This is a genomic window from Acidovorax sp. CF316 (genome assembly GCF_000276605.1).
GTDB lineage: Bacteria > Pseudomonadota > Gammaproteobacteria > Burkholderiales > Burkholderiaceae_C > Acidovorax.
In genome coordinates this window covers 23,365-50,047 of sequence record NZ_AKJX01000109.1, presented here as the reverse complement: position 1 = coordinate 50,047, position 26,683 = coordinate 23,365, and the positions used below count along the sequence as shown (strand labels likewise).

Below are 26,683 nucleotides of genomic sequence, written 5' to 3'. Positions count from 1 at the left end.
CGCCGGGCTGCCCATCGGCTACCTCACCTGGTGGGCCTGCGCCTTCACCTACGAGAGCTGGAAGTTCAACGAAGTGGCGCAGGGCCTGTGGGCGGTGCCGGTCTGGATCCCCCAGATGAGCTTCGCCATCGGCTCCATCCTGTTCCTCGTGGCAGTGGTCGACGAATGGTGGATCGTGGCGCGCGGCGGGGTTCCCACCTTCGTGCGCCTGGTGGAAGAGCGCCACGCCAAGGGCGACTTCTCTTCGGACCTCTAAGGAGCAAGACCATGGACATTCTTTCCATCGGCGCCTTCCTGCTGGTGATCATGCTGCTCATGCTCTCCGGCGGTGTCTGGATCGCCATGACGCTGGCCATCTGCGGCTGGGTCGGCCAGGCCTTCTTCACCAACAGCCATGCCGGCCTGAACTTGTTCTCTGCCTTCTGGGAGAGCAATGCGAGCTGGGAGCTGGCGGCCTTGCCGCTGTTCATCTGGATGGGCGAGATCCTGTTCCGCACCCGCCTCAGCGAGGACATGTTCAGCGGCCTGGCGCCCTGGCTCGGCAAGGTGCCCGGGCGGCTGTTCCACACCACCATCCTGGGCTGCGGCATCTTCGGCTCGGTCTCGGGCTCGTCGGCGGCCACCTGCGCCACCATCGCCAAGGTCTCGCTGCCGGCGCTCAAGAAGCGCGGCTACGACGAAAGCATCGCCATCGGCTCGCTGGCCACGGCAGGCACCCTGGGCATCCTGATCCCGCCGTCCATCACCATGGTGGTGTACGCGGTCGCGGCCGATGCCTCCATCATCCGCATCTTCCTGGCGGGCTTTCTGCCCGGCCTGCTGCTGATGCTGCTGTTCTCGGGCTACATCGCCTGGTGGTCGGTGCGCAACAAGGATCGCATGCCGCCCGACGAGCCGGCGCTGAGCTTCCGCGAGAAGCTGCACCTGTCGCGCAACCTGATTCCCTGCGCGCTGCTCATCGTGTTCATCTGCTGGTCCCTGGTGGCCGGCTGGGCCACGGCGACCGAATGTGCCGCCTATGGCGTGGTGGGTGCCCTGGCACTGGCCGCCTGGTGCAAGGCACTGACCTGGCAGAACTTCAAGGAAGGCCTGGCCGGCTCGGCCCGCACCAGCTGCATGATCATGTTCATCCTGGCGGGGGCTGCCTTCCTGACCAAGACCATGGCCTTCACCGGCATCCCGCGCGAGCTGGCTGCCTGGGTCGACTCCATGCACCTGTCGCCCTATGCGCTGATCGCCTGCCTGGTGGGGGTCTACCTGGTGCTGGGCACGGCGCTCGACGGCATCAGCATGATCGTGCTCACCGCCGCGGTGGTGATGCCGATGATCGAGAAGGCCGGCTTCGACCTGATCTGGTTCGGCATCTTCGTGATCCTGCTGGTCGAGATCGCCGAGGTCACGCCGCCCGTGGGCTTCAACCTCTTCGTGCTGCAGAACATGACGGGCAAGGACAGCAACCTGATCGCCAAGGCCGCCATCCCGTTCTTCTTCTGCCTGGTGGTGTGCATCGGCCTGATCACGGTCTTCCCGCAGATCGTCACCATCGTCCCGGACCTCGTCATGGGCGCGTCCAAGTAGGCCGCCGGCCTTCCTCTGTGTCTGCCGGCGCGCGCTGCCGCACCGGCCCTTTGTCCCCCTTCAGGAGCTTGCCATGAAGCACATGGTCTGGTTGGCCGCGCTCGCCGCGGTCCCGATGGTGCACGCCCAGGCACAGTGGAAACTGGCCACCGGCTACCGTGCGGAGACCTTCCACACGCGCAACCTGGTGCAGTTTGCGCAGCAGGTGGAAGCGGCCTCCTCGGGCGCCCTGCGCATCGAGGTGCATGCCAACAACACCCTGGCCAAACTGGCCGACATTCCCCAGGCGGTGCAGGGCGGCAAGGCCCAGGCGGGCGAGACCATCATGACCAGCCTGGTGGCGGACATGCCGATCGCCGGGGCCGACGCCGTGCCCTTCGTGGTGCGCAGCTATGCCGATGCGCGCCGGCTGTGGGACCTGCAGCGCCCGCTCATCGAAGGGCACTTCACCCGCAAGGGGCTCAAAGTGCTGTACGCGGTGCCCTGGCCGCCCCAGGGCCTGTTCTCCATCACCCCCGTGAAGTCGTCCGCCGACTTCAAGGGCACGCGCATGCGCACCTACAACCCGGCCACGGTGCGCATCGCCGAGATGCTGGGCGCCGCCTCCGTGGACGTGCCCATGGTCGAGGTCAACAAGGCGCTGGCGGCCGGCCAGCTCGACTCCATGATCACCTCGGCCCTGACCGGGGTGGAGAACCAGGTCTGGGGCCAGGTCCGGCAGTACTACGGCATCGATGCCTGGTTTCCCAAGAACGTCGTCTTCGTGAACCTGCAGGCCTTCGACGCGCTGCCTGCGCCGGTGCGCCAGGCCGTCACCCGGGCGGCATCGGAGGCCGAAACACGAGGCTGGGCCATGAGCGAGTCCATCGCGCAGGAGTCCGTGGCCGAGCTGCAGCGCAAGGGCATCAAGGTCGAGCGCGCGAGCGCCGAGCTCAATGCCGACCTCAAGCGCCTGGGCGAGCGTTTCTCGCGCGAGTGGGTGCGCTCGGTGGGCGGCGAGGCCAACCAGATCTTCATTCCCTACTACACGCAGCGCTGAAATTCCTCCCACCCGCCTCAGGAGAAGCACCATGCACACCCCCCAGGATTCCGTCGAGACCTACCTGCGCGCCAAGGACGGCAACAGGCCGCACCTGATCGCCCAGGCCTTTGCCGGCGGTGCGCTGCTGCAGATGGAGCTGCGCCAGGGCGGCATGGTCTTCCCGCCCTCGGCCCAGGGGCGCGAGGCCATTGCCGAGACCCTGGTGCGCAATTTCAACCGCAGCTTCGAGAACGTCTACACCTTCTGCCTGGCCGACCCGCCCGCGCCGGACTGCGCGGCCGCGGCTTGATCCGTGCCACTCCCCATTTTTTCTTCTTCCATCGGAACCACCATGACCACCAATACACCCCAAGTACAGATTCCCCGCTGGCAGTTCTGGATCGACCGGGGCGGCACCTTCACCGACATCGTCGGCAAGCGCCCCGACGGCACGCTGGTCACGCACAAACTGCTGTCGGAGAACCCCGAACAGTACAAGGATGCGGCCGTGGCCGGCATCCGCCATCTGCTGGGCCTGGCGCCCGGCGAGGCCGTGACGCCGGCCCTGGTGGAATGCGTGAAGATGGGCACCACGGTGGCCACCAATGCACTGCTCGAACGCAAGGGCGAGCCCACGCTGCTGGTCACCACGCGCGGTTTCCGTGATGCGCTGCGCATTGCCTACCAGAACCGGCCACGCCTGTTCGACCGCCACATCCTGCTGCCCGAACTGCTCTACACAGAGGTGGTCGAGGCGCGCGAACGCGTCGGAGCGCACGGCAAGGTGATGCAGCCGCTCGACGAAGCCAGCCTGCGCGGCGACCTGCTGGCCGCCTGGTGCCGCGGCCTGCGCAGCGTGGCCATCGTCTTCATGCATGGCTACCGCTACACGGAGCACGAGCAGATGGCCCGCCGCATCGCGAAGGAGGTGGGCTTCACTCAGATCAGCACCTCGCACGAGACCAGCCCGATGATGAAGTTCGTGAGCCGGGGCGATACCACGGTGGTCGATGCCTATCTCTCGCCCATCCTGCGCCGCTACGTGGAGCAGGTGGCCAGCGAGATGCCAGGGGTCAAGCTGTTCTTCATGCAGTCCTCGGGCGGCCTGACCGACGCGACCACCTTCCAGGGCAAGGACGCCATCCTGTCCGGCCCGGCCGGCGGCATCGTGGGCATGGCGCGCACGGCCGGCCTGGCTGGGCAGGAGCGCGTGATCGGCTTCGACATGGGCGGTACCTCCACCGATGTGAGCCACTACGCCGGTGCGTTCGAGCGCGAGTTCGAGACCCATGTGGCCGGGGTGCGCATGCGTGCGCCGATGATGAGCATCCACACCGTGGCCGCGGGTGGCGGCTCGGTGCTGAGCTACGACGGTGCGCGCTTTCGCGTCGGCCCTGAGAGTGCCGGCGCCAATCCCGGCCCGGTGAGCTATCGCCGTGGCGGCCCGCTGGCCGTGACCGATGCCAACGTGATGGTCGGCAAGGTGCAGCCGAGCTACTTCCCCAGCGTTTTCGGCCCGGCGGCCAACGAGACGCTGGATGCGCAGGCCGTGCGCGCGCGCTTCGCCGAGCTGGCCGCGCAGACGCAGCGCCAGCCCGAGGAGGTGGCCGAGGGCTTCATCCAGATCGCCGTGCAGCAGATGGCCAATGCCATCAAGAAAATCTCGGTGGCGCGCGGCTACGACGTGACGCGCTACACGCTGCAGTGCTTTGGCGGCGCGGGCGGCCAGCATGCCTGCCTGGTGGCCGACGCGTTGGGAATGACGCGCGTCTTCGTGCATCCGCTGGCGGGCGTGCTCAGCGCCTATGGCATGGGCCTAGCGGACCAGACGGTGATCCGTGAGCAGGCCGTGGAGCTGCCGCTGGCCGCGGCCTCGCTGCCGCTGATCGCCGAGCGCCTGGAGGTGCTGGGCGCAGCCGCCCAGGCCGAGCTCACGCGCCAGCAGGTCAGCCAGCACCCGGTGCAGGTGCGCCACAACGTGCATGTGCGCTACGAAGGCACCGACTCGGCGCTGGTGGTTCCGTTCGGCGACATCGCCACGGTGCAGGCCGGCTTCGAGGCGGCCTACCGCCAGCGCTTCGCCTTCCTCATGGTGGGCAAGTCGCTGGTGGTGGAGGCGGTATCGGTGGAGGCCGTGATCCCCGGCGATGCGCCGGCCGAGCCGCGCCTGCCCCTGCATGCCGAGCGCGTGCACCCGCGGCGCGAAACCGTGCGCATGTACTCGGGCAGCCAGTGGCATGACGCCGCCCTGGTGGTGCGCGAGGACCTGCAGCCCGGCGACACGATCCCCGGCCCTGCCATCATTGCCGAGAAGAACACCACCACGGTGGTCGAGCCCGGCTGGCTGGCCCGGCTCACCGACCTCGACCACCTGGTGCTCGACCGCGTGACCGCGCGCACGGTGCAGTACGCCGCCGGCACCACGGTGGACCCGGTGCTGCTCGAAGTGTTCAACAACCTGTTCATGAACATCGCCGAGCAGATGGGCCTGCAACTGCAGAACACGGCCTACTCGGTGAACATCAAGGAGCGCCTGGACTTCAGCTGCGCACTGTTCGACGCCACCGGCAACCTGATCGCCAATGCGCCGCACATGCCCGTGCACCTGGGCTCCATGGGCGAGAGCATCAAGACCGTGATCCGCGAGAACACGGGCAGCATGCAGCCGGGCGACGTCTACATGCTCAACGACCCCTACCACGGCGGCACCCACCTGCCCGACGTCACCGTGATCACGCCCGTGTACGTGGCCGGCGGCAAGGAGCCCACCTTCTACGTGGGCTCGCGCGGCCACCATGCCGATATCGGCGGCACCACGCCAGGGTCGATGCCTCCGTTTTCCACGCGCATCGAGGAAGAGGGCGTGCAGATCAACAACGTGAAGCTGGTGGACCAGGGCGTCTTCCAGGAAGAGTCCGTGCGCCACCTGCTGGCCACGGGTGGCGGCACCACGCCGTACCCGAGCCGCAACCCGCACCAGAACCTGGCCGACCTGCGCGCCCAGATCGCCGCCAACGAGAAAGGGGTGCAGGAGCTGTCGAAGATGGTGGACCAGTTCGGCCTGGACGTCGTGCAGGCCTACATGCGCCACGTGCAGGACAACGCCGAGGAGTCGGTGCGCCGCGTGATCACCCACCTCAAGGACGGGCAGTTCACGCTGCCGCTGGACAACGGCGCGCAGATCAGCGTCTCGGTCAGGGTCAACGTCGCCGAGCGCAGCGCGGTGATCGACTTTGCCGGCACCAGCGCGCAGCAGGTCAACAACTTCAACGCCCCGCGCGCGGTGTGCATGGCGGCGGTGCTCTACGTCTTCCGCACCCTGGTGGACGACGACATCCCGCTCAACGCCGGTTGCCTCAAGCCCCTGCAGGTCCTCATTCCGCAGGGCTCCATGCTCAACCCCAACCCGCCGGCCTCGGTGGTGGCGGGCAATGTGGAGACTTCCACCTGCATCACGAATGCGCTGTTCGGTGCGCTCGGCGTCATGGCCGGCAGCCAGCCCACCATGAACAATTTCACCTTCGGCAATGCGCAGTACCAGTACTACGAGACCATCGCGGGCGGCAGTGGTGCGGGCGCGGTGCTCGATGGGGAGGGCCGGGTGGTGCGCGGCTTCGAAGGCACGAGCGTGGTGCAGACGCACATGACCAACTCGCGCCTCACGGACCCCGAGATCCTGGAGTTCCGCTTCCCCGTGGTGCTCGACAGCTATGAGATCCGCGAGGGCTCGGGCGGCCGCGGCCGCTGGGCGGGTGGCAACGGCGGCGTGCGCCGCGTGCGCTTCCTGGAGCAGATGACGGCCAGCATCCTGTCCAACGGCCGCGTCAAGCCGGCCTTCGGCATGGCCGGCGGGCAGGCCGGCCTCACCGGCCTGAACCGCGTACTGCGCGCCAACGGCCAGGTCGAAGACCTGGCGCACATCGGCGCGGCGCTCATGGAGCCCGGCGACGTGTTCGAGATCTCCACGCCCGGCGGCGGGGGCTTTGGCGAATGCATGGCCGCCGTTGACTGATGGAGCGCGGCCTGTGCCTCATGGCACAGGGCTTGCATTGCCAGGGGATACCACCCCATCGTCCGATGGGGTGGACGAGAGCGACACGCAACACCACGGAGAGAGCCATGAACTACCTTCCCGCCACGGCCGGTGCCACAAGCACCCACGCCGTCACGGCATCCCCGGCGGCTGCGCCCCTGGCGGAACCCCGGTCATCTGCCGCGCAGGCCCCGCGTGCCAGGCGCACCCTGACCGTGGGCCAGAGGCTGGCCGCGGCCTTCGGCCTGCTGGGCGTGGCGGTGGCGCTGCTCGGTTCCACCACCTGGCTCACGGGCCAGGGCACGACGCGCCAGGCCACGCTGCTCACGGCGGAGCAGTTGCCTATCGAGCGCTCGGTGCGCGAGTGGAAGACCCAGTCCGTGCACATCGGCCAGATCGCCCTGCGCGCCACCAGCTCGACCGACGTGTTTCCCCTGGTGGCCGAGATGCGCACGCAGCTGGCCGCCGAGGACGGCATGCGCAAGCGCATCGACGAGGCGCTGGCCGCCTCGGCCGCGGCCGCGAGCACCGTGCCTGCGTGGAAGCAGACCCAGGCGCAGCGCCAGCAGTACGCGGCCCTGCGCGACACCCTGGTGCAGAACGCGCTCGAATCCAAGGTCATCAGCCAGAAGGAACTGCAGGAGCACGCCGCAGCGCTGGCCCAGTACCTGAAAACCATCGACCAGCTGCTGGCCGAATCCGAGAAGTCCTCGGTGGCGGCGGCCGACGCGATGATTGCCGATGCTTCGCGCGCCCAGTGGGTCAGTGCGCTGGCGGTGGCCTTCGTGGTGGCGCTGTCGGCCTTGTTCGGCTGGCTGCTGCGCCGCTCCATCGTGCTGCCGCTGCGCCAGGCGTCGGACGCGGCGGCCCTGGTGGCGCAAGGCGACCTCACGGTGCGCATGGCCACCGACCGCACCGACGAGATCGGCGAGCTGCTCACCGCGCTCAACCGCATGGTCGAATCCCTGCACTACGTGGTGACCGAGGTGCGCGACTCGGGCGAGTCCATCCACGTCGCCAGCTCCGAGGTGGCGGCCGGCAACACCGACCTGAGCGCGCGCACCGAGCACGCCGCCAGCAGCCTGCAGCAGACGGCGGCCAGCATCGCGCAGCTGGCGCAGACCGTGGCCGCCAATGCCGACAGCACGCGCCAGGCCAACACCCTGGCCCACAGTGCCGCCCAGGTGGCGAAGAAGGGCGGCGACGTGGTCGACGAGGTGGTCAAGACCATGGACGAGATCAACGCCAGCAGCAAGAAGATCGCCGACATCGTGGGCATCATCGACTCCATCGCCTTCCAGACCAACATCCTGGCGCTCAATGCGGCGGTGGAAGCGGCTCGGGCCGGCGAGCAGGGCCGGGGCTTTGCCGTGGTGGCCAGCGAGGTGCGCAACCTCGCGGGCCGCAGCGCCAACGCCGCCAAGGAGATCAAGGCCCTGATCGCCACCAGCGTGGACAGGGTGGGCGATGGTGCGCGCCTGGTGGTCACCGCCGGATCCACCATGCAGGACATCGTCACCAGCGTGCAGCAGGTGACCACGCTGATGTCCGAGATCAATGCCGCCAGCAGCGAGCAAAGCAGCCAGATCGGCCAGGTCAGCCAGGCCGTGGACCAGCTCGACCACATGACGCAGCAGAACGCCGCGCTGGTGGAAGAGGGCGCCGCGGCGGCCCAGAGCCTCAAGGACCAGGCCAACCGGCTGGCGGGGGCGATGGGGCAGTTCCAGCTGGCTGGGGGCGCGGCGGCTTAGCGATAATGGCGGCCCTGACTCCGCCGAGAACGCCATGACCGCTGCACCTGCTCCCGCCCCCTTGACCTATGACCAGACGGGCGTCAACTACGAACAGATCGACCCCTTGAAGGTTGCGGCACAGCGCGCAGCGGCCCAGACCGGGGCGCACATGGCCAGCCACGGCTTCAGAGAAGTGGCTGCTTCGCGCGGGGAGTCGGCTTATGTGGTCGATGTCGGCCCCATGTACTTGGCCAGCATCGTCGAATGCCTGGGCACCAAGGCCCTGCTGGCCGATGACATGGCCAAGCTCCTGGGCAGGAGCTTCTACGACGGCATTGCCCAGGACACGATTGCCATGGCGGTCAACGACCTGATCACCGTGGGCGCGACCCCGCTGGTCGTGCAGGCCTACTGGGCCGCGGGGGGCTCCGACTGGTTTGGCGATGCGCAGCGCTCGGAGGCCCTCGTCGCGGGCTGGAAGCGCGCCTGCGACACCTGCAAGGTGGCCTGGGGGGGCGGCGAAACACCGGCCCTTGCCGGGGTGGTGGCCGACGGCCGGGTGGACCTGGCAGCCTCGTGCACCGGCATCATCAGCCCCAAGGCACGGCTGTCGGTCGGTGACCAGCTCGGCGCGGGCGATGCCATCGTGCTGCTCGCCTCCAGCGGCATCCATGCCAACGGCGTGTCGTTGGCCCGCAAGCTGGCCGAGCGGCTGCCGCAGGGCTATCTCACGGACATCGGCAACGGGCAGACCTTTGGCGAGGCGCTGCTGGCGCCCACTGTGCTGTATTCGCCGGTGATGGAAGCCCTGGCGGCCGACGGCATCTACCCCCATTACTGCGCCAACATCACCGGCCACGGCTGGCGCAAGCTGCTGCGCCACCCCAAGCCGCTGACCTACCGCATCCAGCAGGTGCCGCCGGTGAGCCCGGTGCTGGCGTTCATGCAGAAGGAGTGCCAGCTCGACGACCACGAGGCCTATGGCACGCTCAACATGGGGGCGGGTTTCGCCCTGTTCGTGGCGGCCAAGGACGCGCCTCGCGTGGTCGAGGTGGCGCAAGGCCTCGGCGTCCCGGCGCTGGTCGCGGGTTATGTGGAAGAGGGGCCCAAGCAGGTTGTGATCGAGCCGATCAAGGTCGTCTACGGCGCGGACGAACTGCAGCTGCGCTGACCCCCGCATCCTGGGACACCAATGAAAAGGGCCTGCATCGCAGGCCCTTTGTCTTGGCTTACATGCCCGAGTAGTTCGGGCCGCCGCCGCCTTCGGGTGTCACCCAGACGATGTTCTGCGTCGGGTCCTTGATGTCGCAGGTCTTGCAGTGCACGCAGTTCTGCGCGTTGATCTGCAGGCGCTGGGCGTCGCCGCCCTTGGCCACGTCGGGCACGAACTCGTAGACACCGGCCGGGCAGTAGCGGGCCTCGGGGCCGGCGTACTTGGACAGGTTGATGTTCACCGGCACGCTCGCATCCTTGAGCGTCAGGTGGGCCGGCTGGTTCTCGGCGTGGTTGGTGTTGCTGATGAACACGCTGGAGAGCCGGTCGAAGGTCAGCTTGCCATCGGGCTTGGGGTAGATGATGGGCTTGCACTCGGACGCGGGCTTGAGGTGCACGTGGTCGGGCTTGTCACGGTGCAGTGTCCAGGGGATGTTGCCCTTGAGCACGAACTGCTCCAGGCCGTTCATGATCGTCGCGGTGACCAGGCCCTTCTTGAACCAGTTCTTGAAGTTGCGGTCCTTGTTGAGTTCGGTGTGCAGCCAGCTCTTCTCGAAAGCCTCGGGGTAGGCGCTGAGCTCATCGTGCTGGCGCCCGGCCACCACGGCGTCGTAGGCGGCCTCGGCGGCAAGCATGCCGGACTTGATGGCGGCATGGCTGCCCTTGATGCGGCCCACGTTCAGGTAGCCCGCGTCGCAGCCGATCAGCGCGCCGCCCGGGAAGATGGTCTTGGGCAGGCTCAGCAGGCCGCCGGCCGTGATGGCGCGCGCGCCGTAGCTGATGCGCTTGGCCGGCTTGATGCCCTTGGATTCGTCGCCTTCCAGGTACCAGCGGATGTTGGCGTGCGTCTTCCAGCGCTGGAATTCCTCGAACGGGCTCAGGTAGGGGTTGGAGTAGCCCAGGCCGGTGATGAAGCCCAGGGTCACCTTGTTGTCGTCCAGGTGGTACAGGAAGGCGCCACCGTAGGTGTCGTTCTCCATGGGCCAGCCGGCGGTGTGCATCACGAAGCCGGGCTGGTGGCGCTGCGGGTCGATCTCCCACAGCTCCTTGATGCCGATGGCGTAGCTTTGCGGGTCGGAATGCGCGTCGAGCTTGAAGCGCGAGATCAGCTGCTTGCCCAGGTGGCCGCGCGAACCTTCGGCGAAGATCGTGTACTTGGCATGCAGTTCCATGCCCAGCTGGAAGTCGCCCGTGGGCTCGCCTTCCTTGCCGATGCCCATGTTGCCGGTGGCCACGCCCTTGACGGAGCCGTTCTCGTTGTAGAGCACCTCGGCGGCCGGAAAGCCGGGGAAGATCTCCACGCCCAGGGCTTCGGCCTGCTCGCCCAGCCACTTGACCACATTGCCCAGGCGCACCACGTAGTTGCCGTGGTTCTGGAAGTTGTGCGGCAGGAACACATTGGGTACGCGAAAGGACGACTTCTCGCCCAGGAAGATCATCGCGTCGTCGGTCACGGGCTGGTTCAGCGGGGCGCCCTTGGCCTTCCAGTCGGGGATCAGCTCGGTCAGGGCCTTGGGGTCCATGATGGCGCCCGACAGGATGTGTGCGCCGGGCTCGGAGCCTTTTTCGAGCACCACGACCGAGATGTCCTGGCCTTTTTCTGCCGCGAGCTGCTTGAGCCGGATCGCGGTGGCCAGGCCGCCGGGGCCGCCGCCCACGACGACCACGTCGTATTCCATTGCTTCACGGGGACCATACTGGGCGAGGATTTCTTCGTTCGTCATGGGTTTTTCGTCGTGCGTTTGATAATCGAGTGATTGTCTTCGGACAGAGGCCAGGATTCTGTCTGTCTGGAGACTGATTGTATTCACCAAATTTGAATAATCGAACGATCGTTCTTTTTTCTGCAGTGGAGGCTCTCTAAATGGCATACAGCATCGATCTTTCCGGCCGGGTGGCCTTCATCACCGGTGCCTCCAGCGGCCTGGGGGCCCAGTTCGCGCGCACGCTGGCGCGCGCCGGGGCCGGGGTGGTGCTGGCCAGCCGCCGCATCGAAAAGCTCAAGGAGCTGCGCGCCCGCATCGAGGGCGAGGGCGGCGATGCCCACGTGCTCGAACTCGACGTGACCGACCACGCCTCCATCAAGTCCGCCGTGGCCCATGCCGAGACCGAGATGGGCTCCATCGACATCCTGGTCAACAACTCGGGCGTGAGCACCACCCAGCGCCTGCAGGACGTGACGCCCGAGGACTACGACTTCATCTTCGACACCAACGTCAAGGGCGCCTTCTTCGTCGCGCAGGAGGTGGGCAAGCGCATGCTGGCGCGCTCGCGCGGGGCGGCTCCCGGCAGCTTCACGGGCGGGCGCATCATCAACATCGCTTCGATGGCCGGGCTCAAGGTGCTGCCGCAGATCGGCGCCTACTGCATGAGCAAGGCCGCCGTGGTGCAGATGACCCGTGCCATGGCCATGGAATGGGGCCGTTTCGGCATCAACACGAATGCCATCTGCCCGGGCTACATCGACACCGAGATCAACCACCGCCACTGGCAGACCGAGCAGGGCAAGAAGCTCATCGAGATGCTGCCGCGCAAGCGCGTGGGCAGCCCCGAGGACCTCGATGCGCTGATCATCATGCTGGCCAGCGACCAGAGCCATTTCATCAACGGTGCCGTGATCGCGGCGGACGACGGCTTTGCCGTCTGAGCGCCGTTTGACGCCCCGATGCTGACCGGCATCCTTGCCGGGCTCGCCGCAGGCGCGCTCTGGGGCCTGGTATTCGTCGCGCCGCGCATGGCCGGTTCGTTCGCTTCGGTGGACCTGACCTCGGGCCGCTTTGTGGCCTATGGCGCTGTGGCCCTCTCCATGCTGCTGTGGGGTTTGCGCGGCAGTTCGCGCCGACCCACCCTGGCACAGGCCTGGGCTGCGCTGTGGCTGTCGGTGCTGGGCTTCACGGGCTACTACCTGCTGCTGGTCTGGGCCATCCGCGATGCGGGTGCCGAGATGCCGGCACTGATCATCGGTACCATCCCGGTCTGGGTCATGCTGCTGGGCAAGCCGCAGGGCCTGCGCTGGGCGGCCCTGGCGCCCGGGCTGGTGCTCACCGTGGCCGGCCTGGCGCTGATGGCCGGCGTTCCGCATGGCGATCCTGCAACCCCCGGCGCCGGCAGCTACTGGCGCGGCATCGGCATCGCCCTGGTGGCCCTGGTGTTCTGGACCGCCTTCGCCATCTTCAACTCCGCCTGGCTCAAGCGCCACCCCGAGGTGCGCGCCACCGACTGGGCCAACTGGCTGGGCGTGGCCACCGGATTGGGCGGCCTGCTGCTGTGGCTGGCGGGCGGCTCCAGCCTGCCCGCGCTGGCCGCGCAGCCGGGCTTCGGCACCTTCGTGGCCGTGTGCCTGGCGCTCGGCTTTGGTTCGAGCTGGCTGGCGACCATCCTGTGGAATATCGCCAGCCAGCGCCTGTCCGCCAGCCTGTGCGGGCAGTTGATCGTGAGCGAGACGCTGTTCGCGCTCGTCTATTCCTTTGCGTGGGATGGCCGCTGGCCGACGCTGGCGCAGTGGGCCGCCGCCGTGTTGTTTACATTGGGCATCCTCGCTTCCATCAAGGCACACCGATGAAGATTGAAATCCCCGAGAAAAAGAAACTGGTGCACGAGATGCGCTTTCCCGTGCGCTGGGGCGACATGGATGCCATGGGGCACGTGAACAACACGGTGTATTTTCGCTACCTGGAGACGGCGCGCATCGACTGGATGGTATCGGTGGGCTGCAACCCCGACCCCACGGGCCAGGGGCCGGTCATCGTCAATGCCTTCTGCAATTTCTACCAACAGCTCGAATACCCGGCCGACGTGCTGCTCAAGTTCTACGTGAGCGACCCGGGCCGCACCACCTTCGAGACCTGGGGCACCCTGGAGCGGGTGGACCGGCCGGGTGTGGTCTACGCAGCGGGCGGCGCCACGACGATCTGGGTGGACTTCCCCCAGAAGAAGGCGGTCGCGCTGCCGGAGTGGATGCTGGCCATCGTCAACGGATGACGGCGGGGGCGCCTTGACACCCCCGCCCGAATCGGACTAAATCCAAACCATCGGCACGGTCTGCCATGGCGTGCAGCGCACAGCTGATGGGGGTTGTGCAGGTTCATTGTTGCAATGGGCGAGCGTGCGAACTCCTGGCCACGCCGCTTGCCTGTCACGGGGGTTTCGGCCATGGCCACAGACAGCAGCCCTGGGCGCAGCGATGCGCAATCCGACGCCCGCCTGCCCGGCTGGGCAAATCCATTGGCCTTTGCCGTCTTTGTCGCGGGCGTGATCGCGCTCGGGATCGCCTTGCACTTCCAGGGCAAGCGGGCTGCCGAACAGACGGCGTCCGAGACTCTGCGGGTCACTTCCGAACTGTCGGCCCATTCCCTGGACACCTGGCTCACGGAGCGCTCTGGCGACGCCGAGGCCATCGGCTCCAACCCCCTGCTGGTCAAGGCACTCGGGCAGTGGGGGCAGGGCGATGCGCAACGCGCCGAATACGCTCCTGTCATCCATCGGCATCTCGAAGGCATACGCCGCGTCTACGGCTACCGGAGCATCGAGGTCATCGATGCCGACACGGCCAAGGCGGTGTTCAGCAGTGGCGCCGCACTGGACGCGCAGCAGCTCGGCCGCGTGGTGCAGGCGGGAACAGGTGCCTATCCGCGGTGGATCGAACTGCCTGCCGAGAACGGAGCCGGGCTGCGCCTGGCCCTGGTGCGCAGCATTGCCGGGCTCGCCCCGGGGACGGGCCATGTGCTGTACATGGAGATGGACCTGCAGTGGCTGGTGGACACCCTGGCCAAGGCCAGGCTGCCCAACTGGGGTGGAGAGACCATTCTGGTGCACCGCGATGCACGTGGCCTGCAGGTCCTGGCCCCGGCCAGCGGCCCCGGGCTGCAGGCGCTTCAAGGGGAGGGGCCCGTGGTGGAGTCGCTGTTGACCGAGCCCGGTGTTGCCGCGGCGCAGGGGCGCAACCGGCATGGCGTGGCGGTGATGGCCCGGCGCGAGAACATCCTGCTGCCGTCGTGGATGGTGCTGAGCCTGATGCCCGAGACAGCGGTGTATGCGGCGGTGCAGGACCGCAGCCGCCTCCTGGTCCTCGGGGCCACGGTGCTCATCCTGCTGGGCTCGCTGCTCTATGCTGCCTGGCGCCGCGGCGACCACCACCGCCACGCCGCGCGCGAGGCCGGGCTGCGCCGGCACTACGAGCATGTGATGCGGGGCTCGACCGACATCTTCTTCCTGACCGACAACGACGGCACCATCCTCGACGTGAGCCAGGCGACCGTCGACGTCTATGGCTACCCCCGCGAGCAGCTCATCGGCATGAACGCACAGCGCCTGCGGCCACCGGACAACGCCGCGGCGCAGGCGGCCATCCTGGAGGCCATGCAGCCCGGCGAGTCGCGCCACGTTCGCATCCCCCGGCTGCGCGCCGACGGCAGCACCTTCCTGCTGGAAGGCACCGTCGGCTGCTTCGAGTCGGACGGTCAGCGCTATTTCGTGGGCATAGGCCGCGACATCACGCGCCAGGCCGAGGTGGAGACGCAGTTGCGCGTGGCCGCGAGCTTCTTCGACCGCTCCGCCGCCGCCATCGTGGTCGGCGACCGTGACAAGCGCATCGTCTCGATCAATGCCCACCTCACCAAGATCACCGGCTACACGCTCGAGGACCTGCAGGGGCAGCCCACGGTGATCCTCAATGCGGGGCTCGACCCCGCAGGGGTCGAGCGTGCGCGCGCCATCCTCCAGACCGAAGACTTCTGGGAGGGCGAGGTGCACATCCGCCGCAAGGACGGCACGGTCTTCCCGGCGCGTCTGCTGGTCTGCGCGCACCGTGGCGCCGACGGCCAGGTGGAGCAGCATGTGGACCTGTTCACGGACCTGACGCGCCTCAAGCAGGCCGAGAGCCAGGCGCAGTACCTGGCCATCCACGACCCGGTCACGGGGCTGCCCAACCGCGCCCGGCTGGAGCAGGAGCTGTCGCAGTACATTGCCAGCGTCGATGCCCAGGCCGTATCCCCGCACAACAGCCTGTCGCTGGCGCTGGTCAACCTGGACCGCTTCAAGGGCGTCAACGAGTCGTTCGGCTATGCCCAGGGCGATGTGCTGCTGGTCGAGACCGCCAGGCGCCTGCAGGGGCTGAGTGCCGACCTCAAGGGCCTGTACCGCTATGGCGGTGACGAATTCATGCTCGTTCTCGCGGGCAACCCCGTCACCCATGCCCTGTTGATCAGCCAGGTGCGCGCACTGCTGGCCCCGCCCATCCGCCTGGGGCCGCAGGAGCACCCGGTCTCTCCCACCGCCAGCATCGGCATCGCCAGCTATCCCGAGCATGCGCACACGGCGGAGGACCTGTTGCACAACGTCGAAGCCGCGATGCGCATCGCCAAGGCCCACGGGCGCAACACCTGGCGCCTGTATGCGCCCGAGATGAATGCCTCGGCCTACGACGACATGCTGCTGGCGGTGGACCTGCGCCAGGCCATCGACGTCGGCGAACTCGAGTTGCACCTGCAGCCCCAGTTCACCCTGGCGCATGGCCAGCCCGTGGGCATGGAGGCCCTGCTGCGCTGGACGCACAAGACGCGGGGCCCGGTGTCCCCGGCGCGGTTCATTCCCATTGCCGAGTCTTCGGGGATGATCGCGGAAATCGGCAACTGGGTGCTGCGCGAGGCGGCGCGCATCTGGTCCCGCTGGCGCAGCGAGGGGCTGGTGCCGCTGCCCATTGCCGTGAACCTCTCGGCAGTGCAGTTCCAGGCACCCGATTTCCTGCACGAGGTGGGCCGTGTCCTCTCGGAGTTCGACCTGCCCGCGGGCGCGCTCGAGATGGAGCTCACCGAGGGCACGTTGATGGCCAATACGGATGCCGCCGTGGAGACCCTGCACCAGCTGGTGGGCAAGGGCATCCAGATCGCCATCGACGACTTCGGCACGGGTTACTCCAGCCTGAGCTATCTGCGCCGTTTCCCGGTGAGCAAGCTCAAGATCGACCGCTCCTTCATCCTCGACCTGGGCAAGCACGGCAACGAGGAGGCCGAGGCCATCGCCTCGGCCGTCATCGCCATGGCCAAGAGCCTGAAGCTGCGCGTGATCGCCGAAGGCGTGGAAACCGCCGAGCAGCGCGACTTCCTCAAGGACCACGGCTGCGACGAATTGCAGGGCTACCTGTATGCCCGCCCGATGTCCGTGGAGGCCGCGACGGCGCTGCTCGCCGCCACCCAGCCGCAGGGCGACATGGCCTGAATCAGCTTGGCGGCAGCGCGATGCAGCGGCCCTGCGCGCCCTCGGTTCCAGTGCTGACACCGAGCAGCAGCACCCGCTGCCACTCCGGCAGGTAGCGGATGGCCGTCTGCGGTGCGCTGTAGGCGGCGGAGTCCTGCAGCGCCTCGTCCATGCGCCACTGGCGGCCCGAGGGCAGGTGCTCGATGGTCAGCGTGCGCACACCGGTGTGGAAGGTGGTGGTGATCTTTCCTTCGGTGCCGAAGAAGCCGCCACCGGTGCGTGCCGTGCGCCGCGTGCCCTGGAAGGCGGTGCCGATGCGCAGGCGCTGGTCACGGCTGGTGCAGCTGCCTTCGAAGGCGGCGGCACAGGCCATGGGCAGGGGGTTCTGCTGCACCGTGACGACCTGCACGAAAGGCTGCTTGACTTCGTCGAGCGCCACCGGCACCAGGCTGGCGCAGTTGGCATCGGGCACCACGCGCCAGGCACCGGCACCGGGCAGGTCGGCAATGCCGTAGCGCGGCACGCCCAGGCCCGCCGCCAGGTAGTACACGGGCTCGACGGCACCCTTGCGCAGCAGCAGGGGCGGCAGGGTGCTCGACAGGGGCGAGAGTGCGCCGGCCGGCACCTGCACCGGCAGGGGATATACGTCCAGCGTGCCGCTGCCCGGTGCAAAGCCGCTGGCGGCGGCGTGGGCGCCGCAGGCCGCGAAGACGCTGGCTGCGTACAGCCCGGCAGCCAGGAGGCAGGATGGCTGCATGGGGCGCCTCAGGCGGGCGGTTGGGCCTTGGGCACGCGGCCCATCAGGTAGAACTCGGGGTTGGGCTGCATGCCGGCAAAGCTGGCCATGCGGTTGCTCAGCCCGAAGAAGGCGGTGATGGCCGCGATGTCCCAGATGTCCTCGTCGTCGAAGCCATGCGCGTGCAGCACAGCGAAGTCGGCATCCTCGATCTCGTGCGAGCGCTCGCAGACCTTCATGGCGAAGTCGAGCATGGCGCGCTGGCGCGGGCTGATCTCGGCCTTGCGGTAGTTCACCGCCACCTGGTCGGCCACCAGCGGCTTCTTCTCGTAGATGCGCAGGATGGCGCCATGCGCCACCACGCAGTACAGGCATTGGTTGGCCGCGCTGGTGGTGGTGACGATCATCTCGCGCTCGCCCTTGGTCAGGCTGCCTTCCTCCTTGAGCATCAGCGCATCGTGGTAGGCGAAAAAGGCGCGCCACTCGGTCGGGCGCCGCGCGAAGGCCAGGAACACATTGGGCACGAAGCCGGCCTTCTCCTGCACTTCGAGGATGCGAGCGCGGATGTCCTCGGGCAGGCTTTCGAGTGAGGGGAACGGGTAGCGGTTCAAAGTCGGTCTCCTGGTGTTGTTATGGATGCGCCAGTATCAGGGATGCCAGTGCGTGGCGCGTACCGGGCTGTGCGAGGGCGCCGCCGTGTTGCCCGCCAGCGCATACGACAGCTGCGTGGCGGCGGCCATCACGGTCTGCGCGAGTGCTTCGAGCTTTTCGGCGGGCAGGCGCGAGGCGGGGCCCGAGATGCACACCGAGCCCATGAGCCGCCAGTGCATGCCGAACACCGGTGCCGACACCGTGGCCACGCCCTGTTCGCGCTCGCCGATGGACCAGTGGTAGCCCTTCTGGCGGATCTCCTCGTAGGCCTTGCCCGGCTCGCCCGAGAAGGCCAGGATCACGCGGCCCGGCGAGCCCTTGTCCAGCGGCAGGCCCTCGCCCATGCGCGCATGGTGGCGCAGCGCCTGGGGTCCCTCCACACGCACCAGGCAGGTACGCACCTGGCCTTCGCGCACGTAGAAGGCGGCGCTCTCGCCCGTGGCATGGGTCAGCTCGCGCAGCGCAGGTTCCAGCACGTTCTGCACGTCGAAGCCCGCCTGGTAACGCGCGCCCAGCCAGCCTGCAGCCGGGCCCAGGCGCCAGTCGCCATCCTCGCGCTGGACCATGAAGCCCGACTGCGCCAGCGTGCGCGCCAGGCGCAGCACCGTGGTCTTGTGCAGGCCGCAGCGCCGGCTCAGTTCGGCCAGCGACAGGCTCGATTCGCCCAGCGCAAACGCCTCCAGCACCTGCAGCGCGCGCGTGACGGCAATAACGCCACCGCTGGCATCGCCGGCGGTGCCGGGTGCCGGTGGCGCGGCCGGAAGAGGGGGCTTGGGAGGAAGGTTGCTCATGGTGCAATTCGTTTCATGGTGTGCAACTGCATTGTATGGGTTGAAACGTCTGCGTAAAGTCGCACCCACGGCGCCGGGCCCTGCAGGCCGGCGTGACGAACCACCACAACGGAGACAAAACCATGCCAGCCTTCCCTTCGCTTTCGCGTTCCCTGTGCGCCGCCTTCCTGGGCCTGGCTGCCGCCGCCGTGCCCGGTGGCGCGGCATGGGCGCAAGCCGCCTACCCCAGCAAGCCGATCCGCCTCATCGTGCCGTTCCCGCCCGGCGGCGGCACGGACATGATCGCGCGCACCGTGGCGCAAAAGCTCACGGACCAGAACAAGTGGAACGTGATCGTCGACAACCGCCCCGGCGCGGGCGGCAACCTGGGCGTGGACGCCGCGGCCAAGTCCGCACCCGACGGCTACACCCTGGTCATGGGCCAGACCAGCAACCTGGCCATCAACCCCACGCTCTACCCCAAGCTGCCCTACGACCCGCTCAAGGACCTGGTGCCCGTGGCACTGGTGTCGTCCTCGCCCATCGTGATGGCCGCGCCCGTCAACTCGCCCTACAAGACCTTTCCCGACGTGGTGGCTGCTGCCAAGGGCAAGCCCGATGCGCTCACCCTGGGCTACTCGGGCAACGGCACGGTGGCCCACCTGGCCGGCGAGCTGGCCGAGAACGCTGCCGGCATCCAGCTGCGCCACATCCCCTACAAGGGCGCGGCCCAGGCCATGACCGACCTGGTGGGCGGGCAGATCGACCTGTACATGTCTTCCGTGCCCACGCTGCTGGGCCAGGTGCGCAATGGCAAGCTCAAGGTGCTGGCCATCACCTCGGCAAAACGCTCGTCCCAGTTGCCCGACGTGCCCACCCTGGCGGAATCGGGCTACAAGGGCTTTGAGGCCGTGACCTGGTTCGGCATCCTCGCGCCGGCCGGCACGCCTGCGCCCATCGTGGCCCAGCTCAACAAGGCCATCAACCAGGCGCTGCAGCACGCCGAAGTGGCCGAGAGGCTGCGCAGCGAAGGCGGCGACGTGATGGGCGGCACGCCCGAGCAGTTCACCCAGCTGCTGCGCACTGAAGTGCCGCGCTGGGGAAAGATCGTCAAGGACTCGGGCGCAAGCCTCGACTGACTGAGCCTGCCGACCTTCTGCTGAGCCCACGCCCACCGGACCATCGCCATGACCCGCGATTGCCTTGCCACGCCCGTAGCTTTCTCGGTGGGCACCGAAAGGCCTGCGGTGGCCGTGCCCGCCGGTGCCTGCGACTGCCATGTGCATGTGTACGACAGCCGCTTTGCCCCGGCCCCCGGTGCCCGCCTGCTGCCGCCCGATGCCTCGGCCGGCGACTATGGGCAACTGCAGCGGCGCATCGGCACCACGCGCACCGTGCTGGTCACGCCGTCGACCTATGGCAGCGACAACCGCTGCATGCTCGAAGGGCTGGCCGCGCTGGGTGAACAGGCACGGGGTGTCGCGGTGATCGACGGCAGCGAAAGCGATGGCGAACTGCAGCGCCTGCATGCCCTGGGCGTGCGCGGCGTGCGACTGAACCTCTCGCTCGGCGTGTCGGGCACGGCCGAGCTGCTGGAGCCGCTGGCCGCGCGCATCGCGCCGCTGGGCTGGCACCTGCAGCTGCTGATGGCACCCGACCTGCTGGCCTCGCTGGCGCCCGTGCTGCGCCGCCTGCCGGTGGACCTGGTGTTCGACCACTTCGGGCGCATCGCACCCGCACAGGCCGGCGCGCATGCCGCCCATGCGCTGCTGCTGGAGCTGCTGGCGGCGGGCAAGGCCTGGGTCAAGCTGTCCGGCGGCTACATCGTGAGCCCGCTGCACACGGTGGAAGACCCGGCCCTCGATGCCTTGGCGCACAGCTACCTGCGCAGTGCGCCCGACCGCGTGCTCTGGGGCAGCGACTGGCCCCATGCCACCGCCACGGCCGGCGTGCAGCCCCTGCCCGATGACGCGCGCCAGCTCGACCGCCTGGCGCAGTGGATCGATGGTGCAGGGCAGGGCGCAGCCACCCTGCACGGCGTGCTGGTGGACAACCCGCGTGCCCTCTACGGCTTCGCGCAGACCGAATTTCCCGATTCCTTCCATTGATACCAGGAGCCCATGCCATGACCCTGTCGCCCCCTCTTTCCTTGACGCGCCGCAGCGTGCTCGGCTCCCTGGCTGCGTCGCTGGCCGGCGGCCCGGCCTTTGCGCAGGGCGACTGGCCCGCCGGCAAGCTCATCACCTGGGTCGTGCCCTACCCACCGGGCGGCAGCACCGACGTGCTGGGCCGCAACCTGGCGCTGCGCGTGGCGTCCTCCCTGGGCACCAACGTCATCGTCGACAACAAGGCCGGCGCCACCGGCACCATCGGCGCCGCCTTCGTGGCCAAGGCCGCACCCGATGGCTACACCCTGCTGGGCACCTCCATCGGCCCGCAAGCGATCGCGCCGCACCTCATGGGCAAGCTGCCCTACGACCCCATCGCGGGCTTCGAGCCGGTGATCACCATCGGCACCATTCCGCACATCCTGGTGGTGGGTGCCAAGCAACCCTTCCAGTCGGTGGCCGACCTGCTGGCCGCGGCCCGCGCCCAGCCGGGCAAGCTGGCCTTCGCCTCGGGCGGCAACGGCACCATTTTGCAAATGCAGGGCGAGCTGCTGCAGCAGCAAAGCGGCGTGCGCTTCATCCACGTGCCCTACAAGGGCGACACCCCGGCGCTGCAGGACACGCTGGCCGAGCAGGTGCAGTTCATGTTCGCGCCGGCCGCCGCCGCGCTGCCCCACGTGCAGTCCGGCAAGCTGCGCGCACTGGCGGTCACTTCGGCCCAGCGCCTCAAGGCCCTGCCCGCCGTGCCCACCATGGGCGAGGCCGGGCTCAGGGACTTCGTGGTCGAGCAGTGGCAGGCCGTGTTCGCGCCCGCCAAGACACCTGCACCTGTCGTGCAGCGTCTGAACGACGAGATCGGCAAGGCCTTGAAGGACCCCGCCGTCCTTGCCCTGGCCGACAAGCTCGGCGTGACCCTGGTGGGCGGCACGCCGCGTCAGCTCGGCGATTTGCAGAAGGCCGACTCCGCCAAGTGGGCCAAGGTCATCAAGGACGGAAACATCACCGCCGAGTAAGCCGCCGCACTTCTCTTTCTTCACATACCAAAACCCAACAAGGACCGCACCATGAGCCAGCTTCCCGAAATCATCCGTGACATCGAACGCGTCAGCGCCGAGGTCGTCCAGAAAGCCGCCACCTTCCAGGCCGCCATCCTCGCCGACGTGGCGGGTCGCCGCGGCACCATGCACGCCCGTGTGGCCCCGGTCCACCAGGACATGCAGGTCGCAGGCCCGGCCTTCACCGTCGAAGTGCGCCCTGGCGACAACCTCATGATCCACGCCGCCATCGCGCTGGCCAAGCCCGGCGACGTGCTGGTGATCGATGGCAAGGGCGACCAGACGGCGGCCCTGATGGGCACGCTGATGCTCAGCGCCTGCAAGAAGCTGGGCCTGGCGGGCGTGATCGTCGACGGTGCGATCCGCGACAAGCTCGAACTGCTGGAACTGGGCTTCCCGGTCTTCAGCGCGGGTTTCAACCCCGCCGGGCCAACGAAGTACGTGCCCGGCCGCATCAACCACCCCATCTCGGCCGGCGGCACCATGGTGAACCCCGGTGACCTGGTCGTCGGCGATGCCGATGGCGTGGTGGTGATCGAGCGCGCCAAGGCCCCAGCGATGATGGCCCTGGCCGACAAGAAGGTGGCCGACGAGGCCGCCCGCATCGAGGCCATCGCCCGCGGCGACACGGCATCCAAGTGGCTGCCCGGGGCCCTGCGCGCCGCCGGCGTGCTCAAGGAAGGGGAATCGCTGTGAGCCGCCCGGCCCTCATCGTGACGGGCGCCGACCTGGCGGCCCAGGCCCTGGCCCTGCTTCAGGATTTCGAGATCGTCTACGCCGGCAAGACCCTCACCGAGGACGACCTGGTGGCCCTGTGCCGCACCCATGACCCCGTGGCCATCATCGTGCGCTATGGCAAGGTCGGCGCGGCCGTGATGGACGCGGCGCCCTCGCTCAAGGTCATCTCCAAGCATGGCAGCGGCACCGACACCATCGACAAGGTGGCTGCCAAGGCGCGCGGCATCGAGGTGGTGGCCGCCGTGGGCGCCAATGCCGCGGCCGTGGCCGAGCAGGCCCTGGCCCTGCTGCTGGCCTGCGCCAAGTCGGTCGTGGCACTCGACGCGCGCATGCACGCCGGCCACTGGGACAAGGCCACGCACAAGAGCCTGGAACTCTACGGCCGCACCGTGGGCGTGGTCGGCCTGGGCGCCATCGGCCTGCGCTTTGCGAAGATGGCCGATGCGCTGGGCATGCGCGTGCTCGGCTTCGACCCCTTCGCGAAGAGCCTGCCGGCGTACATCGAGAGCGTGGACCTGGCGACCATCTGGCGCGAGTCCGACGCGATCTCGCTGCACTGCCCACTGACCGAGGAGAACCGCGGCATGCTCAATGCCGCCACCCTGGCGCAGTGCAGGCGCGGCGTGGTGGTCGTGAACACCGCGCGCGGCGGCCTGATCGACGAGCCGGCCTTGCTCGCTGCCGTGCGCAACGGCCAGGTAATGGCGGCGGGGCTGGACAGCTTCGCCGTGGAGCCCATGGTGGCCGGCCACCCCTTCCAGGGCGAGGCGAATGTCATCCTCTCCCCGCACATCGGCGGCGTGACCAGCGATGCCTACGTGAACATGGGCGTCGGTGCGGCCAAAAACCTGCTCGCAGTGCTGGCGCGCAGCACGGCCGCGGCAGCGTAAGGGAACGGGCGGGGCAGGGCGCGCGCCTTGCCCCACGCGTGGGGGCCTTCCAGAGAATCGAACAAAGGAGACACCAACAATGAACAGGCAAGAACGATTTCCAGCGCTCGCAAGAACGGCGTTGCTGGCCACCTTGACCTTGGCATCCGCCACCTGCTTCGCCCAGGCCGCCGGCTATCCGAACAAGCCCGTGAAGCTGGTGGTGGGCTTTGCCGCCGGCGGCCCCACCGACGTGGTGGCGCGCGCCTTTGCCGACCACGCCAGCCAGGCGCTGGGCCAGCCCTTCGTCGTCGACAACAAGCCCGGCGCCAACACCATCCTGGCCGCACAGGCCGTGGCCAGCGCACCGGCCGACGGCTACACACTGCTGTTCGGTGCCACCAACCACACGATGATCCCGGGGCTGTACAGCAACCGGGTGAAGTTCGACGCGGTGAAGTCGTTCAGGCCGCTGTGCACGGTGGCCACCAGCCCCACGGTGCTGGTGGTGGGGCCGGGCCTGCCCGTGAAGTCGCTGGCCGACTACCTGGCCCGTGCACGCAAGGAGCCGGGCCGCACCACGGCCGGCACAGCGGGCGTGGGCAGCTCGGGCCATTTCGCCACCGAGGTGTTCGCCAGGGCCAACGGCCTGCAGCTCAACCATGTGCCCTACAAGGGGGCCGCGCCGGTGGTGACGGACCTGATGGGTGGCCAGCTCGAAAGCTCGTTTGCCACGCTGGGCTCGGTGCTGTCGCAGGTCCGCAGCGGCAAGCTCACGGCCCTGGCCGTGGCATCGTCCAGGCGCTCGCCACTGCTGCCCGAGGTGGCCACCTTTGCCGAAGCCGGTGGCGGCAACTACTCGGCCGATGCCTGGTATGGCGTGCTGGCGCCGGCCGGCGTACCCGACGCCGTGGCCCGGACGCTGGAGCGCGTGGCGACGGAGTTTGCGAAAAGCGCCGCAGCGGCCGAGAAGCTGCGCGGCCTGGGGCTGGATGCGGATTCCACCTGCGGCAAGGCCTTTGCCACGCAGGTCGAGCGAGAAGTCGCCACCTACACCCAGATCGCCAAGGATCTGGACCTGAAGGCTGAATGAATTGATGATGGATTGGAGACATGACATGTTGCGTTTTTTCAAACCCCTGATCGCCGCCTGCGCCCTGGCCGCCGGCCTGGCCCACGCCGCCTACCCCGACCGCCCGATCACCATCGTCGTGCCCTATGCGCCAGGCGGCGCAGCCGACGCCGTGGCGCGCGTGCTGGCCACGCGCCTGGGCGCCAGGCTGGGCGCCAGCGTGATCGTGGACAACAAGGCCGGTGCCAGCGGCACCATCGGCGCTAGCTACGTGGCCAAGGCCAATGCGGATGGCTACACCCTGCTGTACGAAGCCACGCCTTACTCCATCAACCCGCACCTGTTCCCCAAGATGCCGTATGCCGCCAACGCGCTGCAGCCGCTGTCGCTGGTGCTGCTGGCACCCAACGTGCTGATCGTGAAGGCGGACTCGCCGATCAAGAACATCAACGACCTGGTCGCCCGCGCCAAGGCCACGCCGGGCAAGCTCAACTTCGCCTCGGGCGGCAGCGGCACGGTGCAGCGCCTGGCTGCGGAGCTGATGCGCCAGCAGCTCGGCCTGGACATGGTGCATGTGCCCTACAAGAGCGGTGGCCCGGCCATCACCGATGTGATGGCGGGCCAGGTGGACTTCATGTTCGGCACCGTGGCCGCCACCTATCCCCATGTGTCGGGCGGCAAGCTGCGTGCCCTGGCCGTGTCGGCGCCCGAGCGCTCCAAGCGCCTGCCCGAAGTGCCCACGGTGGCCGAGACGGTGGTCCCCGGCTACGAGGCCTACGAGTGGAACGGCATGTTCCTGCCCGCGGGCACGCCCGAGCCCATTGCCGCCAGGCTGCGCCAGGCCGTGCAGGACGTGATGCAGGAAGACGAGGTCAAGCAGCGCCTGGCCGACATCGGCGCCCAGCCGGTGGGCTCCACGCCCGCCGAGTTTGCCGCCTTCCTGAAGAAGGAAGACGCCAAGTGGGGCGAGGTGGTGCGCAAGGGCCATATCAAGCTCGATTGATAGCCCGTGGGCCTGCCACCCCTTCCGGAACCCGTGCCGCACTCGGTGGGCCTGAATCGCCCGTTGCGCGCGCTGTCCGCCCTGGCGTGCGACAGCCACATGCACGTCTTCGACGCGCGCTTTGCGCCGTCGCCGCACTGGCCGCGCACACCGCCCGAGGCGCCCGTGGCCGCCTACCGGCAACTGCAGCAGCGCCTGGGCACCGCGCGAACGGTCGTGGTCACGCCATCGACCTACGGCACCGACAACGCCTGCACCCTCGATGCGCTGGACCAGCTGGGCGACAGCGCGTGCGGCGTGGCGGTGGTGGATGCAGCGGTGGATGGCGCCGAACTGGCTCGCCTGGCCGCACGGCGCGTGCGCGGGTTGCGTGTGAACTTCGTCTCGCCCCAGTCCTGGGGCACGACCACCGCGGAGATGCTTTCCACGCTGGCGCACAAGCTGGCGTGCCATGCGGACTGCGGTGGCTGGCACATCCAGGTGTTCGCGCAACCGGAGCAGATCGTGGCGCTCGAACCCGTGCTGCAGGCCTCGCCCGTGCCGCTGGTGATCGACCACATGGGCCAAATCGACCCGGCACAAGGCCTGTCGACCAAGGCCTGGGGCACGCTGCGCCGCCTGCTCGATCAGGGCAACGCCTGGGTCAAGCTCTCCGGCGCCTACATGCGCTCCACGGTGCAGGGCCCGGGCTACGCCGATACGCTGCCCCTGGGCCGTGCGCTGGTGCAGGCCGCTCCCGAGCGCCTGGTCTGGGGCAGCGACTGGCCGCACACCACCGAGCCGCCCGGCACCGTGAACGACGCCGACCTGGTGGACCTGCTGCAGGCCTGGGCCGGCACGGATGCCCTGATGGACCGCATCCTGGTGGACAACCCTGCGCGGCTGTACGGATTTCTTCCGGCGTGAAGAC

General features: G+C 68.4%; 22 protein-coding genes and 1 pseudogene. 19 read left to right on the top strand and 4 right to left on the bottom strand.

Going from position 1 to position 26,683, the window contains the following annotated elements; all coding sequences use genetic code 11:
• From PMI14_RS11795 to PMI14_RS11765, 7 genes and pseudogenes are all read left to right on the top strand, one after another.
• Nucleotides 1-256, top strand: a pseudogene (locus PMI14_RS11795) (TRAP transporter small permease); the annotation flags it as partial.
• An 11-nt stretch (nt 257-267) separates the two neighbouring features.
• Nucleotides 268-1,578, top strand: coding sequence for a TRAP transporter large permease (locus PMI14_RS11790; RefSeq protein ID WP_007854479.1), 1,311 nt, complete (start codon nt 268-270; stop codon nt 1,576-1,578).
• A 73-nt stretch (nt 1,579-1,651) separates the two neighbouring features.
• A complete protein-coding gene (locus tag PMI14_RS11785) occupies nt 1,652-2,617 on the top strand; it encodes a TRAP transporter substrate-binding protein (protein WP_007854476.1) in 966 nt (321 codons plus the stop codon).
• A 31-nt stretch (nt 2,618-2,648) separates the two neighbouring features.
• Entirely contained in the window at nt 2,649-2,909 is a 261-nt protein-coding gene (locus PMI14_RS11780) for a hypothetical protein (RefSeq protein WP_007854472.1), read from the top strand.
• A 42-nt stretch (nt 2,910-2,951) separates the two neighbouring features.
• The gene (locus PMI14_RS11775; protein ID WP_007854470.1) at nt 2,952-6,611 is read left to right on the top strand and encodes a hydantoinase B/oxoprolinase family protein; all 3,660 of its coding nucleotides are present in this window, start codon (nt 2,952-2,954) and stop codon (nt 6,609-6,611) included.
• A 107-nt stretch (nt 6,612-6,718) separates the two neighbouring features.
• Nucleotides 6,719-8,383 (top strand): methyl-accepting chemotaxis protein, encoded by a 1,665-nt coding sequence (locus PMI14_RS11770; RefSeq protein WP_007854467.1) that lies wholly within the window; start codon nt 6,719-6,721, stop codon nt 8,381-8,383.
• 34 nt (nt 8,384-8,417) lie between these two features.
• Nucleotides 8,418-9,536 carry an AIR synthase-related protein gene (locus tag PMI14_RS11765; RefSeq protein WP_007854464.1) on the top strand — a complete coding sequence of 373 codons (1,119 nt, stop codon included), beginning with the start codon at nt 8,418-8,420 and terminating at the stop codon, nt 9,534-9,536.
• Between the two features lie 58 nt (nt 9,537-9,594).
• Here the strand turns inward: PMI14_RS11765 and PMI14_RS11760 are convergent, their stop codons facing one another.
• Nucleotides 9,595-11,301, bottom strand: a complete 1,707-nt coding sequence (locus PMI14_RS11760; protein WP_007854461.1) for an electron transfer flavoprotein-ubiquinone oxidoreductase — start codon at nt 11,299-11,301, stop codon at nt 9,595-9,597.
• A gap of 140 nt (nt 11,302-11,441) precedes the next feature.
• Here PMI14_RS11760 and PMI14_RS11755 point away from each other — a divergent pair, with 140 nt between their 5' ends.
• The 4 genes from PMI14_RS11755 to PMI14_RS33500 all read left to right on the top strand — a co-directional run bounded on the left by PMI14_RS11755 (nt 11,442) and on the right by PMI14_RS33500 (nt 16,792).
• Entirely contained in the window at nt 11,442-12,224 is a 783-nt protein-coding gene (locus PMI14_RS11755) for an SDR family oxidoreductase (protein WP_007854458.1), read from the top strand.
• 18 nt (nt 12,225-12,242) lie between these two features.
• On the top strand, nt 12,243-13,139 hold the full coding sequence (locus PMI14_RS11750; protein ID WP_007854455.1) for a DMT family transporter: 897 nt from the start codon (nt 12,243-12,245) through the stop codon (nt 13,137-13,139).
• Complete coding sequence (locus PMI14_RS11745) at nt 13,136-13,558, top strand: thioesterase family protein (protein WP_007854452.1); 423 nt, start codon at nt 13,136-13,138, stop codon at nt 13,556-13,558. Before PMI14_RS11750 ends, PMI14_RS11745 begins: the two co-directional genes overlap by 4 nt.
• A 171-nt stretch (nt 13,559-13,729) precedes the next feature.
• Nucleotides 13,730-16,792 carry an EAL domain-containing protein gene (locus PMI14_RS33500; RefSeq protein ID WP_007854449.1) on the top strand — a complete coding sequence of 1,021 codons (3,063 nt, stop codon included), beginning with the start codon at nt 13,730-13,732 and terminating at the stop codon, nt 16,790-16,792.
• A gap of 1 nt (nt 16,793) precedes the next feature.
• Here PMI14_RS33500 and PMI14_RS11735 read toward each other — a convergent pair whose 3' ends face one another.
• Genes PMI14_RS11735 through PMI14_RS11725 form a run of 3 tightly spaced genes read right to left on the bottom strand, consistent with a single transcriptional unit; the run spans nt 16,794 to nt 18,949 of the window.
• The gene (locus PMI14_RS11735; protein ID WP_007854447.1) at nt 16,794-17,528 is read right to left on the bottom strand and encodes a hypothetical protein; all 735 of its coding nucleotides are present in this window, start codon (nt 17,526-17,528) and stop codon (nt 16,794-16,796) included.
• 8 nt (nt 17,529-17,536) lie between these two features.
• Nucleotides 17,537-18,118, bottom strand: coding sequence for a peroxidase-related enzyme (locus PMI14_RS11730; protein ID WP_007854445.1), 582 nt, complete (start codon nt 18,116-18,118; stop codon nt 17,537-17,539).
• Nucleotides 18,119-18,154: 36 nt separating this feature from the next.
• Nucleotides 18,155-18,949 (bottom strand): IclR family transcriptional regulator, encoded by a 795-nt coding sequence (locus PMI14_RS11725; RefSeq protein WP_007854443.1) that lies wholly within the window; start codon nt 18,947-18,949, stop codon nt 18,155-18,157.
• Between the two features lie 122 nt (nt 18,950-19,071).
• Here PMI14_RS11725 and PMI14_RS11720 point away from each other — a divergent pair, with 122 nt between their 5' ends.
• From PMI14_RS11720 to PMI14_RS11685, 8 genes are all read left to right on the top strand, one after another.
• Nucleotides 19,072-20,067 (top strand): tripartite tricarboxylate transporter substrate binding protein, encoded by a 996-nt coding sequence (locus tag PMI14_RS11720; RefSeq protein WP_007854441.1) that lies wholly within the window; start codon nt 19,072-19,074, stop codon nt 20,065-20,067.
• 48 nt (nt 20,068-20,115) lie between these two features.
• Entirely contained in the window at nt 20,116-21,036 is a 921-nt protein-coding gene (locus PMI14_RS11715; RefSeq protein ID WP_007854439.1) for an amidohydrolase, read from the top strand.
• 17 nt (nt 21,037-21,053) lie between these two features.
• Nucleotides 21,054-22,049 (top strand): tripartite tricarboxylate transporter substrate binding protein, encoded by a 996-nt coding sequence (locus PMI14_RS11710; RefSeq protein ID WP_007854437.1) that lies wholly within the window; start codon nt 21,054-21,056, stop codon nt 22,047-22,049.
• 51 nt (nt 22,050-22,100) lie between these two features.
• A complete protein-coding gene (locus tag PMI14_RS11705; RefSeq protein WP_007854435.1) occupies nt 22,101-22,787 on the top strand; it encodes a diguanylate cyclase in 687 nt (228 codons plus the stop codon).
• Nucleotides 22,784-23,719: an NAD(P)-dependent oxidoreductase gene (locus tag PMI14_RS11700; protein WP_007854432.1), complete on the top strand. Its 936-nt coding sequence runs from the start codon at nt 22,784-22,786 to the stop codon at nt 23,717-23,719. Before PMI14_RS11705 ends, PMI14_RS11700 begins: the two co-directional genes overlap by 4 nt.
• Nucleotides 23,720-23,798: 79 nt before the next feature.
• The gene (locus PMI14_RS11695) at nt 23,799-24,791 is read left to right on the top strand and encodes a tripartite tricarboxylate transporter substrate binding protein (protein ID WP_007854430.1); all 993 of its coding nucleotides are present in this window, start codon (nt 23,799-23,801) and stop codon (nt 24,789-24,791) included.
• 25 nt (nt 24,792-24,816) lie between these two features.
• Nucleotides 24,817-25,773, top strand: coding sequence for a tripartite tricarboxylate transporter substrate binding protein (locus PMI14_RS11690; protein ID WP_007854429.1), 957 nt, complete (start codon nt 24,817-24,819; stop codon nt 25,771-25,773).
• Nucleotides 25,774-25,779: 6 nt separating this feature from the next.
• The gene (locus PMI14_RS11685; protein WP_007854428.1) at nt 25,780-26,679 is read left to right on the top strand and encodes an amidohydrolase; all 900 of its coding nucleotides are present in this window, start codon (nt 25,780-25,782) and stop codon (nt 26,677-26,679) included.
• The last annotated feature ends 4 nt before the right edge of the window (nt 26,680-26,683 follow it).

Bases quoted from the DNA above. Each gene is read 5' to 3' on its own strand.
- PMI14_RS11790 (WP_007854479.1), top strand. From the start codon at position 268: ATGGACATTCTTTCCATCGGCGCCTTCCTGCTGGTGATCATGCTGCTC.
- PMI14_RS11785 (WP_007854476.1), top strand. From the start codon at position 1,652: ATGAAGCACATGGTCTGGTTGGCCGCGCTCGCCGCGGTCCCGATGGTG.
- PMI14_RS11780 (WP_007854472.1), top strand. From the start codon at position 2,649: ATGCACACCCCCCAGGATTCCGTCGAGACCTACCTGCGCGCCAAGGAC.
- PMI14_RS11775 (WP_007854470.1), top strand. From the start codon at position 2,952: ATGACCACCAATACACCCCAAGTACAGATTCCCCGCTGGCAGTTCTGG.
- PMI14_RS11770 (WP_007854467.1), top strand. From the start codon at position 6,719: ATGAACTACCTTCCCGCCACGGCCGGTGCCACAAGCACCCACGCCGTC.
- PMI14_RS11765 (WP_007854464.1), top strand. From the start codon at position 8,418: ATGACCGCTGCACCTGCTCCCGCCCCCTTGACCTATGACCAGACGGGC.
- PMI14_RS11760 (WP_007854461.1), bottom strand. From the start codon at position 11,301: ATGACGAACGAAGAAATCCTCGCCCAGTATGGTCCCCGTGAAGCAATG.
- PMI14_RS11755 (WP_007854458.1), top strand. From the start codon at position 11,442: ATGGCATACAGCATCGATCTTTCCGGCCGGGTGGCCTTCATCACCGGT.
- PMI14_RS11750 (WP_007854455.1), top strand. From the start codon at position 12,243: ATGCTGACCGGCATCCTTGCCGGGCTCGCCGCAGGCGCGCTCTGGGGC.
- PMI14_RS11745 (WP_007854452.1), top strand. From the start codon at position 13,136: ATGAAGATTGAAATCCCCGAGAAAAAGAAACTGGTGCACGAGATGCGC.
- PMI14_RS33500 (WP_007854449.1), top strand. From the start codon at position 13,730: ATGGCCACAGACAGCAGCCCTGGGCGCAGCGATGCGCAATCCGACGCC.
- PMI14_RS11735 (WP_007854447.1), bottom strand. From the start codon at position 17,528: ATGCAGCCATCCTGCCTCCTGGCTGCCGGGCTGTACGCAGCCAGCGTC.
- PMI14_RS11725 (WP_007854443.1), bottom strand. From the start codon at position 18,949: ATGAGCAACCTTCCTCCCAAGCCCCCTCTTCCGGCCGCGCCACCGGCA.
- PMI14_RS11720 (WP_007854441.1), top strand. From the start codon at position 19,072: ATGCCAGCCTTCCCTTCGCTTTCGCGTTCCCTGTGCGCCGCCTTCCTG.
- PMI14_RS11715 (WP_007854439.1), top strand. From the start codon at position 20,116: ATGACCCGCGATTGCCTTGCCACGCCCGTAGCTTTCTCGGTGGGCACC.
- PMI14_RS11710 (WP_007854437.1), top strand. From the start codon at position 21,054: ATGACCCTGTCGCCCCCTCTTTCCTTGACGCGCCGCAGCGTGCTCGGC.
- PMI14_RS11705 (WP_007854435.1), top strand. From the start codon at position 22,101: ATGAGCCAGCTTCCCGAAATCATCCGTGACATCGAACGCGTCAGCGCC.
- PMI14_RS11695 (WP_007854430.1), top strand. From the start codon at position 23,799: ATGAACAGGCAAGAACGATTTCCAGCGCTCGCAAGAACGGCGTTGCTG.
- PMI14_RS11690 (WP_007854429.1), top strand. From the start codon at position 24,817: ATGTTGCGTTTTTTCAAACCCCTGATCGCCGCCTGCGCCCTGGCCGCC.